At 33.6% G+C, this 13,024-nt stretch carries 13 protein-coding genes; 8 read left to right on the top strand and 5 right to left on the bottom strand.

All coding sequences use genetic code 11. The features are described 5' to 3' along the window. Positions 1–48: 48 nt before the first annotated feature. Both ACR1PN_RS08860 and ACR1PN_RS08855 read right to left on the bottom strand, forming a co-directional pair. Positions 49–1,713: a GLPGLI family protein gene (locus ACR1PN_RS08860; protein ID WP_433979744.1), complete on the bottom strand. Its 1,665-nt coding sequence runs from the start codon at positions 1,711–1,713 to the stop codon at positions 49–51. Between the two features lie 99 nt (positions 1,714–1,812). Continuing rightward, positions 1,813–3,018, bottom strand: a complete 1,206-nt coding sequence (locus ACR1PN_RS08855) for an RsmB/NOP family class I SAM-dependent RNA methyltransferase (RefSeq protein ID WP_433979743.1) — start codon at positions 3,016–3,018, stop codon at positions 1,813–1,815. Positions 3,019–3,296: 278 nt separating this feature from the next. Between ACR1PN_RS08855 and ACR1PN_RS08850 the strand changes: the two genes are divergently transcribed. Further along, positions 3,297–3,629, top strand: coding sequence for a zinc ribbon domain-containing protein YjdM (locus ACR1PN_RS08850; protein ID WP_433979742.1), 333 nt, complete (start codon positions 3,297–3,299; stop codon positions 3,627–3,629). A gap of 223 nt (positions 3,630–3,852) precedes the next feature. Here the strand turns inward: ACR1PN_RS08850 and ACR1PN_RS08845 are convergent, their stop codons facing one another. Continuing rightward, complete coding sequence (locus tag ACR1PN_RS08845) at positions 3,853–4,788, bottom strand: sulfate/molybdate ABC transporter ATP-binding protein (RefSeq protein ID WP_433979741.1); 936 nt, start codon at positions 4,786–4,788, stop codon at positions 3,853–3,855. 73 nt (positions 4,789–4,861) lie between these two features. Here ACR1PN_RS08845 and ACR1PN_RS08840 point away from each other — a divergent pair, with 73 nt between their 5' ends. From ACR1PN_RS08840 to ACR1PN_RS08820, 5 genes are all read left to right on the top strand, one after another. After that, the gene (locus ACR1PN_RS08840) at positions 4,862–5,521 is read left to right on the top strand and encodes a YceI family protein (RefSeq protein ID WP_433979740.1); all 660 of its coding nucleotides are present in this window, start codon (positions 4,862–4,864) and stop codon (positions 5,519–5,521) included. 14 nt (positions 5,522–5,535) lie between these two features. Next, positions 5,536–5,802, top strand: coding sequence for a hypothetical protein (locus ACR1PN_RS08835; protein ID WP_433979739.1), 267 nt, complete (start codon positions 5,536–5,538; stop codon positions 5,800–5,802). A gap of 126 nt (positions 5,803–5,928) precedes the next feature. Beyond that, positions 5,929–6,939: a phenylalanine--tRNA ligase subunit alpha gene (gene pheS, locus ACR1PN_RS08830; protein ID WP_433979738.1), complete on the top strand. Its 1,011-nt coding sequence runs from the start codon at positions 5,929–5,931 to the stop codon at positions 6,937–6,939. Between the two features lie 278 nt (positions 6,940–7,217). Next, a complete protein-coding gene (locus tag ACR1PN_RS08825) occupies positions 7,218–8,969 on the top strand; it encodes a sensor histidine kinase (RefSeq protein ID WP_433979737.1) in 1,752 nt (583 codons plus the stop codon). Beyond that, positions 8,966–9,610, top strand: coding sequence for a response regulator (locus ACR1PN_RS08820; RefSeq protein WP_378182055.1), 645 nt, complete (start codon positions 8,966–8,968; stop codon positions 9,608–9,610). The genes ACR1PN_RS08825 and ACR1PN_RS08820 overlap by 4 nt, the downstream gene beginning before the upstream one ends. A 561-nt stretch (positions 9,611–10,171) precedes the next feature. Here the strand turns inward: ACR1PN_RS08820 and ACR1PN_RS08815 are convergent. Further along, complete coding sequence (locus ACR1PN_RS08815; RefSeq protein ID WP_378182052.1) at positions 10,172–10,942, bottom strand: DUF3108 domain-containing protein; 771 nt, start codon at positions 10,940–10,942, stop codon at positions 10,172–10,174. A gap of 155 nt (positions 10,943–11,097) precedes the next feature. Between ACR1PN_RS08815 and ACR1PN_RS08810 the strand changes: the two genes are divergently transcribed. Together ACR1PN_RS08810 and ACR1PN_RS08805 are read left to right on the top strand one after the other, a co-directional pair. Next, positions 11,098–12,153 (top strand): NAD(P)/FAD-dependent oxidoreductase, encoded by a 1,056-nt coding sequence (locus ACR1PN_RS08810; protein WP_433979736.1) that lies wholly within the window; start codon positions 11,098–11,100, stop codon positions 12,151–12,153. Between the two features lie 75 nt (positions 12,154–12,228). After that, positions 12,229–12,558, top strand: coding sequence for a ferredoxin (locus ACR1PN_RS08805; protein ID WP_378182046.1), 330 nt, complete (start codon positions 12,229–12,231; stop codon positions 12,556–12,558). Between the two features lie 97 nt (positions 12,559–12,655). Here ACR1PN_RS08805 and ACR1PN_RS08800 read toward each other — a convergent pair whose 3' ends face one another. Beyond that, positions 12,656–13,024 carry a hypothetical protein gene (locus ACR1PN_RS08800; RefSeq protein WP_433979735.1) on the bottom strand — a complete coding sequence of 123 codons (369 nt, stop codon included), beginning with the start codon at positions 13,022–13,024 and terminating at the stop codon, positions 12,656–12,658.

Below are 13,024 nucleotides of genomic sequence, written 5' to 3'. Positions count from 1 at the left end.
ATTTGTGTTTTTACCTCCTTGCAATAATATTGCAAGGAGGTTTTGTTTTTATTCGTTGCCCAATAAGACCCCGGAAACATTCCATGCGCTAAAGCTTGTTCCTTCCGGCTCTCCCTGTGGAATTTTAACCTGAATCGTATGTTTTCCTGCCTTTAAATCACCGAGTGAAATAAAATTGGGATTTGTTATTGTTCCTGGGCACCAATTTGATCTGCTTAAATCTGACGACGAAAGTCCGTCTGCAAAATTACCTGAAGCGGGATTAAATAATCGGTAAGAGCCACAGTCAGTTCTCCAGGGAGTAAATGAAAAAGTTAACTTTCCATCTAAATAAATTGAATTGGTTTTCGGAATAAATTCATCACCATTTTCCCAGCCTCCATGTCCTGTCGTAATGTATTTCAGCTGAACATTTTTTAAATCTTTATCTAAATTAAATTCTACAAAAAGACCTTTTTCATTATTAAACATCGTTGCATAATCCTGTCCCGCCATTTCCATGATGTTGGTCGTATTGAAAAGCGGAATGACTTTATTGTTATTATGAACAATTTGTTCGCTGTTGTGAATGGTAACATCCAAGCTTACTTTGTGACCGCCTTTATCGTAATTTCCGATAAAAGTGCCAATCCAGATTTCTTTTTCTGAAAGGGAAGGTTTTAATTCTGTAACATCCTGACGATACGGGCTCACTGTTTGCCAGGTTTTGCCTTTCAGCTCGATATGATTGAATTTATTGATTCCAAAAGCTGTAAAAAACCTCATCAGCTCTACAGTCGGCTGGTAATTTTGTGTGGAAACGACTCCATAATATTGTTTTCCGTTTCCATTTTCGTAAAGAGGAAGTGTTTTTGCTCCTTTTTCCAGGCCATCAAAAAAAGTCTGCGATTTTTCTTCAGGAATGAAAAATACAGTTCCGGTTCTGTCGTAAGCATCACCGTTTGACTGTTGTTTTAATTCCACGAAGATATTTTCACCTTGAGAAATCTTAGGAAATTTGATCTTTTTTAGAATAATCGTTCCGTTGGCAAATCTTTTTATGTTTTCATCTGATTTTGACTGGTCTGAGAAATTGATCATTTCATTTTCAAAAACTTTTAAAGTCGTAAATCTACTTTTCCAAAGTAAATCTCTGTAGCTAAGTAAATCTGTTGCAGAGATGGTTTTATTAATAATTTTATCGATTCCTGTTTGTTTGATTTTCTTTACAGAAACTGCTGTTGTTGCGGAATTTCCGTTTCTTTCAACCTGCAAAACCAAACCTAAATTTTGCCCTAAACTTGATGGACCGCCTTTTAGCTTTAAATCATTGGTGTACCAAACTTCAATTGTATTTGAATTGATTTTTGTGACTGCTTTTTTACAATTATAGCCTAAAATCTTTTTCGTTTGTGTGGTTAATTCAAATTCCTGCTTTGCAATTGATTCTTTGTCTGAAGTTGAAATTGTTTCATTTTGCTTCAAAAATGCATAAGAAACAATTGTGTTGGAAGGTTTTTCAATCTTACTTATTTCAAAAGGATAATCGCTTTTTTGTTCTTTGATTTTTGTATTTAAAATAAAGTTTTCATTCTCATTCACCCAAACAATCACAGGATTCTGGTTGGGCTGAACTTTTCCATTGTAAGAACTTTCATATTGAATCTCGTAAGTCTGCGAAAAACTAAAAATAGAAAAGAAGATAAAAAAACTTGCTAAAATAGATTTAAACATAATGAATTGATGGTTTTTACAAAGGTAACGTTTGATTTCAGTTAACAAAAAACTACTCCAAAAAGTAGAGTAGTTTTTATAATTTATTTTAAAATCTGATTAAGAAATTCTCTCAATCAAAGCCATATAGAATCCGTCATAACCTTCACTTGGCATTACTTTTTCGTCTTTGATGAATTTAAAATTCGGATTATTTTTAATGAATTCATCAACTTGTTTATTATTTTCGGAAGGAAGAATAGAACAGGTTGCATAAACCATCTTACCACCAACTTTCAGCATTTTAGAATAATCCTGAATAATTTGCTGCTGTTCTTTTTTAATTCGGTCGATAAAATCCTGATCGATTTTCCACTTGCTGTCCGGATTTCTCTTTAAAACTCCCAATCCGGAACAAGGCGCGTCAATTAAAAGTCTATCTGCTTTGTCGTGCAGTCTTTTGATCACTTTATTGTCAGAAATTACTCTTGTTTCAATATTGTGAGCTCCTGCTCTTTTTGCACGGCGTTTCAGTTCAGCTAATTTCCACTCGAAGATGTCTAAAGCGATAATCTGACCTTTATTTTGCATTAAAGCAGCCAAGTGAAGAGTTTTTCCACCAGCTCCTGCACAAGCGTCAACAACTCTTTGTCCTTCTTTTACATCAAGAAAATAACCGATTTTCTGTGAAGATGCATCCTGAACTTCAAACAAACCTTCTTTGAAAGCAGTTGTAAGAAACACGTTTTTCTTTTCCTCAAGCTGCACCGCATCCGGATAATTTCTGATTGGATAAGAAACTACATTTTCGTCTGAAAGATCAGAGATTAATTCTTTGGTTGTTGTTCTTAAAGAATTTGCTCTCAAAACCGTTGGGGCCTGTTCGTTCAGTGAAATCATTTCTTTTTCCCATTTTGCACCCAATTCTTTTTCTAAAGTTTCAGCAAGCCAATCAGGAATAGAATGCTCAATTGCTTTCGTAGGAACTGTTCCTTTTTTTAGTTTTGTAAGAATATCGGCGATTTTAATTCCGTCAAATTCTTCAAATTTCTTGTAATTGGTTTTGCTCCAAAGCAGGTAAGCAAGAATTAGTTTATAGATGTTGTTGGGTTTTACGCCTTCTCCCATGTAATATTCAAGGCGTTTCTTCCAGCGGATAATATTATAGAAAATCTCAGAAACAACGGCTCTATCCTGGCTTCCCCATTTTCTGTTGGCTTTCAAAAGTCTTTCAATGACTTTATCGGCATATTTGTTTTTTTCGAAAAATGTTTCCTGTAAAGCATCGTGGATACCGATGGCGAGATTTCTGTGAATTAATTCCATAAATTGCTGTAAGCTGTTTGAAGCTGCAAAAATACGATTTTTAAATTTGAGATGTGACGTTTGAGATTTGAAATTATTGCTTGGTAAAAAAAGCTGTGGTAAAAATGGAAATTGCGAAGTGAAGCTCCGGAGGAGCGAAACCTTTGTAGTCATAAAAAATATTTCGATAACGGAGCTCCGTAGGAGCGACACATTTATCCATTATTCATCATTCAATAACTAACATCATTACTCGACATTCATACCAAAATCTTACCTTTGCAAAAAATTAATATAAAATGAGCGACGCAGTTATTTGTCCGAAATGTAGTTCTGAATTTACGTATGAGCAAGATGGTTTGATGGTTTGTTCGCAGTGTTTTCATGAGTGGAATCCTGCAGAAAATGATGATTCTGAAAAGATTTTAGATTCAAATGGGAATGAGCTGAAAGACGGAGATTCTGTAGTTGTTATTAAAGATCTTCCTGTAAAAGGTGCTCCAAAACCTGTAAAAGCAGGAACTAAAGTGAAAAATATCCGTTTAAGACCAGGTAGTGACCATAATATTGACTGTAAGATTGATGGTTTTGGCGCTATGGCTCTGAAATCTGAATTTGTGAAAAAGGCATAAAAAAAAGGAAAGAGTTGGACAGGGTAATCTTTCGAAGACCTGATTGCGGATGCTAATTTCGGTCTGGAAGGCAGAAAGAGAATTAACCAAAAATTTCCTTATGTGTTATCCTGTAAAATTATAAAAATATTTTTAAGCGCATTTTCTAATTCATTGAAAATTATCCACATACTAACAATGAGTGTGGATTTTTTTATTTAATGAAATGTATGTTTTAAAAATTTTAGTCAAAAATTATTTGAATAGAATCTTGAAGCTGATGATTGGTAAACATCACGATTTCTTTATTTTTAAATCTGATTTTGTTCCAGTAGTGATTCCCGGCGAACCTGCTTTCTAAAACTTCTGCCGGCAAACCATTTTCAGAAATTTTAATCTGATGCGGATAATAGGAAAATCGTATAATTCCCAATTCAGAAATTTCTTTTTCGGTAAAAATATTGACTTCACCGAAAAGTTTTGCGACATAAGGATTATAAGGATTTTTGTACGTTTCTTCAGCGGTATCGTTTTGAATAAGTCTTCCATTTTGAAGAACAATAATCTGATCGGTCCACGGAATGATATCCTGCAACTCATGTGTAGAAATAAGTAGAGAAATGTTGTTTTCTTTCACATATCTGAAAAGCTTTTCACGAAGCTCAATTTTTCTTGCAAAATCAAGATTGCTAAAGGGTTCGTCAAGCAAAAGCAATTTAGGAAGTACAGAAAGTGCTCTTGCAATTGCTACTCTCTGCTGTTGTCCTCCGCTTAGATATTTAGGCAAAATATTTGCAAATTCTACCAAGCCGACAACATCCAACAGCTCTAAAACTTTTTCTTTTTTCTTTGCCAAATTGATATTAGAAATAAATTTTCCCACATTGTCTGCAACGGTTGCATAAGGCATCAGATCAAAATTCTGGGCAACAAATTTCATATCGGATTCACCAGGAACAAGATTTCCTTTTGGCCCCATCAATTTTCTGCCGTCAAAAATAATTTCACCTTCATTCCAGTCGAGCAATCCGTAAATCAGACTAAGTAATGTTGATTTCCCACAGCCGCTTTCACCTGCCAAAGCAATAATTTTACCCTCATCCAGCTTCAGATGTAGGTTTTGAAAGAGAGGTTTTTCCTGAGAATGAGAAAAGTATAAGTTATTTATCTCTAATAGCATAGTGCAAAAATAAGGGTTTTAAAAGAAGACTGGTATATTTTTAGTAATTTAGCGATGTAAAAATTCCAATAAAATGAAAAGAATATTATTTTCTCTCGCCATACCTGCTCTTTTTACTTCATTTATCATTGTTTCCTGCTCTAAAGAAAAGCCTGTAACGAGTGAAAATAATGAAGTAACCACAACGAAAGACGGTAACAAGTTTGTTCTGGATACTTTGAACAGTAATGTGGAATGGAAAGGATATAAAATTTTTAAATCTGAAAATACAAGCCACTTTGGAACAATAAAATTTGAAAGTGGAGATGTCACTGTGAAAGATGGTAAACTCGAAAGCGGAAAATTTGTGGCCGATATGACTTCTCTGACTTCAGAAGATTTGAAAAACAAAAAAGAAGATCTTGAAAAACTAAATGGCCATCTTAAAAGTGCCGATTTTTTTGAAGTTGAAAAATTCCCGACTGCTTCTTATGAAATTACAAAAATAAGTCCGGCAGCAGAAGGTGACTACAATACTGTTTTGGATGGAAATTTAACCGTAAAAGGTATTACAAAACCAACTCAGTTTAAAGCAAATGTGGCAATAAATGAAGGAGAAGTAAGAATTGCTACCGAACCGAAAGATATTATGAGAGAAGAATTCGGAGTGAAATTTCAATCTCCTGCTGCAAATGGAGTCATTAAAAATGAGGTGACGCTTCAGATTAAAGTGAAGGCTTTAGAGAAGAAATAGTTTAAAAAAGTCTGATGAGCAAAGCAGTTTTAATAAGCAGTATTGCATGTATGTTATTTTTGCTTGGTCTTCAGATTGTTTATTATTTTTCTATAAATTATCAAATTATTCAGGTGTTGGGAGAAATGGTTACTATTCCATCAATCATTTTTGTGATCTTTGCATCTGTCTTTAGCTTTATTAATATATTGAAGGGAAATAAAGAGTATTACCTTATTTTTGGGGTCAATATTTTTACAATACTGATGGTAAGTATTGTTACTATTTCAGATTACAATTAATGATCTTCAAATAATAATTATAAAATCTGTTTTCGCAAGAAGCAGATTTTTTTATGATAATTTGGAGCAGATTTTTAAACTGAAAACCCTATTTTTGCAAATAGATTTTTTTGAAAGGGTAAAACAATGATTGAACAGATAGAAGAATTGCTTGTTGAAGTAAACAGTTTCAATACATCAAGTAAAGAGGAAATTGAAAACTTCCGTATCAAATTTAATGGGAAAAAGGGAATTCTGAATGATTTTTTTGAAAAATTCAAAGAAGTTCCGAACGACCAGAAAAAAGAATTTGGGCAGAAAATCAATACTCTGAAACAAGCAGTAAATGCAAAGTTGGAGGATTTGAAAAATACTTCTGCTTCTTCTATAATCTTAGAGAAAGATGACCTTACAAAACCTGCTTTTCCGTTGGATTTGGGATCAAGACATCCGATTAATTTAGTGAAAAACAGAATCATCGAGATCTTCAAATCAATCGGTTTTGCTGTTGCAGACGGTCCGGAAATTGAAGATGATTGGCATAATTTTACAGCATTGAACCTTCCGGAATATCATCCGGCAAGAGATATGCAGGATACTTTCTTTATTGAGCAGAATCCTGATATTTTGCTGAGAACCCATACTTCCTCAGTGCAAATCCGTTATATGGAAGAAAATCAGCCGCCAATCAGAATTTTATCACCGGGCAGAGTTTTCAGAAATGAAGCGGTTTCTTCCCGCTCGCATTGCATTTTCCATCAGATTGAAGGTTTATATATTGATGAAAATGTAAGCTTTGCTGATTTGAAACAGACCATTCAGTTTTTTACTACAGAACTTTTCGGAAAATCAAAAATCAGATTAAGACCTTCTTATTTCCCTTTTACGGAACCAAGTGCTGAAATTGATGTGTATTGGGGACTAAACTCTGAAACCGATTACAGAATTACAAAAGGAACCGGCTGGCTGGAAATCATGGGTTGTGGAATGGTAGATCCTGCAGTTCTGAAAAATGTAAATATTGACTCTGAAAAATATTCCGGTTATGCATTCGGAATGGGTATAGAAAGAATTGTAATGCTTCTTTACCAAATGAGTGATATCAGAATGTTCTTTGAAAATGATATAAGAACTTTAGAGCAGTTTAAAACGCTGTAATAATAGTTTAAATAAAATTAAGATCCTGTGAACATTTCACAGGATTTTTTTATAACTTTATAAAGTCACACTTACCTGAATTTATTTTAAAAGAAGGTTAAACCACCTAAACATCTGAGCAAACAATATGCTTACGTAGAGATTGAGATATTTGTATTTTCTGTTTTTTAAACCGAAGTCTTCTATCGAATGGGGTGATGTTTTTAGAAGAATGTTTAATTTTGTAAACTGTTATAAGAGTTAAATACTCAGCAGATTATAAGAAATGCTTTTAATACATGAATACGAAGCCAAACGATGATCACGCAAAATCATTGAATTTTAAATCAAGAAAAATTGTTCATTATTCACTTATCTTTTGCATTTTACTGATACAGCTTATCTTAGCCGGTTTTTTTTATAATGAGTTTATCAATAGAAAAAATATAGCTTTTATAGAAAACCAGCTGAAAGAAATTCACTCTTTGGAAAATCTGACAGATAATTCCAGAAAAGAACTTCTAAATGCACAGAATTTTCTTCAGAAATATCTGACTGATTCTGATGAAAAGAATCTGCAGTCTTATTTTCAGTCTTTAGACAAGCTTGGAGAAAATTTAGAAAGTATTAATAAGTATGAATCCAAATATCCTAAACTTAAAAATATCTTAACCACGCAGAAAAAAGATTCTTTAGACAGTAAAAACCTTAAGCTGCTCATTGATTCAACATATAATTATTCAACAAATGCTAGTTTTAAAGCTCCGGTTGCAATCCCTCAGATTAAAAAGCTCAATGTTGATTATAATCTGGACAAATATGATTTTAATATAGAAACCAAAACTTATTCGGATACTGTTAAGAAAAAAGGGTTGTTTGGACGTTTGGGCGATGCTATTGCAGGAAAAGAAACCGTACGAAAGGAAAGTACTGTTATTACCGTAAAACAGGGAAAGGTGCCTGAAGCTTCTGCAATAAAAGCAGACATGGACAGTATTATGAATCTTGTACAGAATCATTATTCCGGGCAGGTGAAAAAAATACAGGTGAATGTCGTTGAAAGAGAAAACAACAGCGGGAAATTTTATACTATATTTAATAATCTTCTGGCTTACAGTAATGGGGTAATGAATATTTATGAATTTGCCATAAAAGATTCTAAAAAAGATCTTGAAAAAGAATATGCTAAGCTCAATTCAGAAAGTAACAAAATTCGAACATATCTCGTTTTCGGATCAATGATTTTGATGTTTATTGTTTCTGTTCTCATCATGTACTTTACAAGAATTGCGTTTATATATGAATGGAGACTGAACGCTGCCAATAAGCAGATTAAGGAAAACCTTAACTTCAAAAACAGAATTTTGGGAATGTTGAGTCATGAATTAAGATCACCTTTGAAAATCATAGGTATTTTTATCAGGAAAATCAATAAAAAAACAACAGATGAAAGTATTAAAGAATATCTGAAATCAATCAGCTTTACCAATAACACGCTGTTGATGCAGGCAAATCAAATTCTGGAGTATACCAAAAATCAGCAAGTGGAAAATAAGCTTGTTCCGGTAGTTTTCAATCTTAAAAGCGAGATCGATTCGATATGTAATTCTATTGAACCTTATATAGAGACGAGAAATAATAAATTTGTAGTTAATGAAAATATTGATCCTGCAATTGAAGTGTATTCCGATAATACCAAGATCAACCAGATTTTCATGAATATCCTTGGTAATGCAAATAAATTTACCGAAAATGGTGTGATCACAGTTACAACAAACGCCGATAAGATTGATGATCATACAGTTTCATTAACAACTAAAATCAGTGATACAGGGGTAGGAATTTCTAAATCTGATCTTGAAAAAATATTTGAACCTTATTATCAGGGTGTTTTATCTGAAGATGTTGAAAATCTTGGAGCGGGGTTAGGTTTAAGCTTATGTAAGGAAATCGTGGAACTCTACTCTGGAAATATATCGGTTGACAGTGAGAAGAATCTTGGTACAACAGTAAGTTTTACCATTAATCTTAATCTTAATCTTAATAAATGAATAATTTAGATTCTAAAAATATCAGTTTTCTGCTTGCAGATGATCATAGTCTTATAAGACAGGGGATAGAATTTCTGATTGAAGAATTAGAATTTGATGGCGAGGTTTTGCATGCATCGACTTTAAAGAAAGTTTTAGAAATTGTAGAAACCCAGTCTATTGATATAGCAATTATAGATGCCATTTTCCCGGATGGTAACAGTCTCTCTATCTTGTCACAAATAAAGCAGCTGAAACCCGAGATTAAAATTCTTGTTTTTTCGGGAGTGGACGAAAATACTCAGTCCGTAAAATATATTCAGTCTGGTGCAAATGGTTTTTTGAGTAAACTCAGTGAAGAAGATGAAATTAAAAATGCCATTTTGAAAATACACCAGCATGGAAAATATATTTCAGAAATAACCCAGAACGCATTGTTAGATTCTGTTGTCAATAAAAGCTTGGCAAATCCTCTTCAGAGTCTTACTGAAAGAGAAATTCAAATTGCAGGGTTGTATGCAAAAGGTTTGGGAAATCTGGAAATTGCTGCCTATCTTGATATCAAGCAAAATACCGTAAGTACAATAAAGAAAAGAATTTTTGATAAACTTAATATCGAAAATCTTGTGGAACTTATAGAATTAATGAAAGCCGATCATTAATTACTTCTAACATCAATTTTCCGAGACCTTGATTTTGTAGATAAATATCTACAAACAGATCGAAATATATCTACAGAAAAAGTTATTATGATAACTCAGGACTTGGTAATTTTACAACATGAAAGCTAAGCGAAAAAAGCTGCTTTCAACTAAAAGGATTTAGTGAATTTGTTCTACGTTCAATGGTGGTGTGTGAACTAGACAAACGGGATTTTGAAGTGGATTGAAAACACAAATGACGAAAATAAGAGTATCTGAAGCAGAGCCTTTTTAGGCTCTGTATAAGATACTAAACCAAGATCATTAAAACGCATAATAAAAACACAATTGATTAACCTAAGTGTCATCATTACAGAGCTGTAAAGCTCTGTAATAGATACTTAAAAAGAAATTTTCAATTTAAACACAAATGAGTTAATCCTTAGTATGATTACAGAACTGTAAAGCTCTGTAGCAGGAACAGGAAAAAAGAGTTTCATAATTATCCTGGGAATGATTCCAGAATTTATGTTAATTTAGGTTTACAGGAAACCTCCGAGAAGAATCTCGGAGGTTTTATTTTTATTTGCTGAATTTTAAAGGGTATTTTACATTTTTATAATCATCGATACTGGCTTTTAAAGATCCAACAGCAAGCTCGGCTTTTAGCAACAGAGGAATATGGTTCGCATCATTAGATACCCACATTGTTACGCCTTCTTTTTCCTTGAAAACTCTACCACTCTTTACAGAGGGAATAATTTTTAAAGCATTGATGGTTCCGAATTTTGTTTTTAGATTTTCTGTTCCCGTAACTTTCAGCTGAAAAGGAAACATCTCATCATCAATCCATACATTCATATTGATTATTGTTCCTACTTTAAGTTCCGCAGGGCTTTTACTTCTCAGAAAATAAAAGCAGGAAAGCATATCCTGAACTCCTTTCACAGATTTGATTGTTTTGGAACCATTTGCCGGAGTCTTTTTGTCTGTTAATATGAGAGTCTGATTGTCATGATTAAAAACAGTTTGCAGATGCTGTCTATAGCTGCCTTCTTTTACATTCCTTACATAAAAGCTGGGTAACTCTGTTTCCATATTAATATAGCTTTCATACAAGTCTTCTACTTTGAAAAATGCGCGTACCGCTCCGGTTGTCTGTCCGGTTCCTTTTACGTATAAATGAGGCTCACCTTTATAATTTACCTTTTTTGTAGTAAGATTGGCAGTTCCTGCATTCAAGAACCCATAGTGGATTCTTAAAGTAAGAGATTCGCCGTCTGCAACATTGGTCAATTGAGAATAGCCTAAAAAAAAGGCAAATATTGCAATGATAGTAAGTATCTTCTTCATAAATTACATTTTTACAAAAACACTGCCAAGTTTTTCATTTTCAGTTTTTTGCGTGTCTTTGATAAATCTCAGTTTTTTATTTAGGCATTATTAAATATGCTTCGCATTAAAATTAGTAAATTTGCAGCTACAAATTATTAAATTATCATCATATTATGATTACTACAGATATATTAATTATCGGAGCGGGACCAACTGGGCTATTTGCCGTATTTGAAGCAGGTTTGCTGAAAATGAAATGTCACATCATCGACGCACTTCCACAACCGGGAGGTCAGTTGGCAGAGCTATATCCTAAGAAACCGATTTTTGATATTCCAGGTTATCCGTCTGTAAATGCAGGTGAACTGGTAGATAATTTAATGGAGCAAATTAAGCAGTTTCAGCCTGGTTTCACTTTAGGAGAAACGGCTGTTTCTTACACAAAAGTTGATGATGAATGGTTTGAGGTGGTAACTAACAAAGGGACGATTCACAGAGCTAAAGCGATTGCTATTGCAGGAGGATTGGGAACTTTCGAGCCCAGAAAACCGACTATTGAAAATATTGCCGATTACGAGGAGAAAGGTCTTGAATATTTTGTGAAAGAGCCTGAACATTTCAGAAATAAAAAAGTGGTCATTGCAGGAGGTGGAGACTCAGCTCTTGACTGGAGTATTTTCTTGTCGAATGTTGCGAGTGAAGTTACTTTAATTCACAGAAGAAACGAATTCCGTGGTGCTTTGGATTCTGTAGAGAAAGTTCAGGATTTAAAAAATCAGGGCAAAATTAAATTAATTACTCCTGCAGAGGTTACCGCAATCAAAGGAGACGGAAAAGTGGAAGCAATCACTGTTGCAGTTGACGGACAGGATCCTTACGATATTGACACAGATTATTTCATTCCATTATTCGGTTTAACTCCAAAATTGGGAGAAATAGGAAACTGGGGATTGAATATTGAAAAAAATGCAATCGTCGTAAACAATGCATTGGATTATCAAACCAACATCGACGGTATCTACGCAATTGGTGATATCAACACTTATCCTGGAAAACTGAAGCTGATTCTTTGTGGCTTCCATGAAGCAACTTTAATGTGTCAAAGTGTTTACAATAGATTAAATCCGGGTAAGAAATTCGTTTTAAAATATACAACCGTAAGTGGGGTAGATGGTTTCGACGGAAGCCGTAAAGAAGCTGAAAAAGCAGTAGTAAAGAAAATAGATTAATCTGGTTGTTAGTTGTTGGTTATTAGTTAGTAAAACAAATGCCATCAACCATTAAACCATTAACCATCAACTAAGATGAGCGATATAAATATAAAGATTACCGATAGAGAAGGTGTTACTCATGATGTCGTTGCACCGACGGATATGTCTATGAATCTAATGGAAATCATCCGTTCGTATGAATTGGCAGAAGAAGGAACCATCGGAGTTTGTGGCGGAATGGCAATGTGTGCTTCCTGTCAGGTTTATGTAATCAATGATCCCGGACTTGAGCCAATGGGGGATGAGGAAGATGCTATGTTGGGTGAAGCTTTCCATGTACAAGAGAACAGCAGATTGGGCTGCCAATTACACATGGCAATGGATATGGAAGGACTGGAAGTAGAGATTGCTCCTTATCCTTAAACATTATAAAAGATATGTAATAAATAAAAATACCCCTCGAGTAAAATTCGAGGGGTATTTTATTGCTTCAAAGGGTCTATGTTAAATAGTATTGGTTTTAGTAGGATATAAAAAATATACTTTCATTTTCTTGAAAATTATCTATGAAGTTTTCTTGAAAATATTTTTCTAAACTTGCCTGGTTTTCGGGATTGTCAGCTTTTAGATATTTCTTAAAATTAATAACATCTGTTTTACGGAAGTACAGTTTGTTATTTTGATATTCTTTTAGAAAGTCTTCATACACTTGTTTTCTGATATGGCCGATATCTTTGTAATAAATGATTTCACTGCTATCTTCTGAAATGATTTTTTCTCTATGATGATCTAAAAATTCAATATTGTTTTCAAAGTCTTCAACGGTATGATAATCAACCAAATTTTTATCTTTCTCTACTAAAATACAATGACAAATATCCAGCCCCAT

The organism is Chryseobacterium sp. RLHN22 (genome assembly GCF_051011795.1).
In the GTDB taxonomy this organism is placed as follows: Bacteria; Bacteroidota; Bacteroidia; order Flavobacteriales; family Weeksellaceae; genus Chryseobacterium; species Chryseobacterium zhengzhouense.
The sequence above is the reverse complement of the archived record's forward strand: the minus strand, read 5'-3'. Positions and strand labels throughout refer to the sequence as shown.

Bases quoted from the DNA above. Each gene is read 5' to 3' on its own strand.
- ACR1PN_RS08860 (WP_433979744.1), bottom strand. From the start codon at position 1,713: ATGTTTAAATCTATTTTAGCAAGTTTTTTTATCTTCTTTTCTATTTTT.
- ACR1PN_RS08855 (WP_433979743.1), bottom strand. From the start codon at position 3,018: ATGGAATTAATTCACAGAAATCTCGCCATCGGTATCCACGATGCTTTA.
- ACR1PN_RS08850 (WP_433979742.1), top strand. From the start codon at position 3,297: ATGAGCGACGCAGTTATTTGTCCGAAATGTAGTTCTGAATTTACGTAT.
- ACR1PN_RS08845 (WP_433979741.1), bottom strand. From the start codon at position 4,788: ATGCTATTAGAGATAAATAACTTATACTTTTCTCATTCTCAGGAAAAA.
- ACR1PN_RS08840 (WP_433979740.1), top strand. From the start codon at position 4,862: ATGAAAAGAATATTATTTTCTCTCGCCATACCTGCTCTTTTTACTTCA.
- ACR1PN_RS08835 (WP_433979739.1), top strand. From the start codon at position 5,536: ATGAGCAAAGCAGTTTTAATAAGCAGTATTGCATGTATGTTATTTTTG.
- pheS (WP_433979738.1), top strand. From the start codon at position 5,929: ATGATTGAACAGATAGAAGAATTGCTTGTTGAAGTAAACAGTTTCAAT.
- ACR1PN_RS08825 (WP_433979737.1), top strand. From the start codon at position 7,218: ATGAATACGAAGCCAAACGATGATCACGCAAAATCATTGAATTTTAAA.
- ACR1PN_RS08820 (WP_378182055.1), top strand. From the start codon at position 8,966: ATGAATAATTTAGATTCTAAAAATATCAGTTTTCTGCTTGCAGATGAT.
- ACR1PN_RS08815 (WP_378182052.1), bottom strand. From the start codon at position 10,942: ATGAAGAAGATACTTACTATCATTGCAATATTTGCCTTTTTTTTAGGC.
- ACR1PN_RS08810 (WP_433979736.1), top strand. From the start codon at position 11,098: ATGATTACTACAGATATATTAATTATCGGAGCGGGACCAACTGGGCTA.
- ACR1PN_RS08805 (WP_378182046.1), top strand. From the start codon at position 12,229: ATGAGCGATATAAATATAAAGATTACCGATAGAGAAGGTGTTACTCAT.
- ACR1PN_RS08800 (WP_433979735.1), bottom strand. From the start codon at position 13,024: ATGGGGCTGGATATTTGTCATTGTATTTTAGTAGAGAAAGATAAAAAT.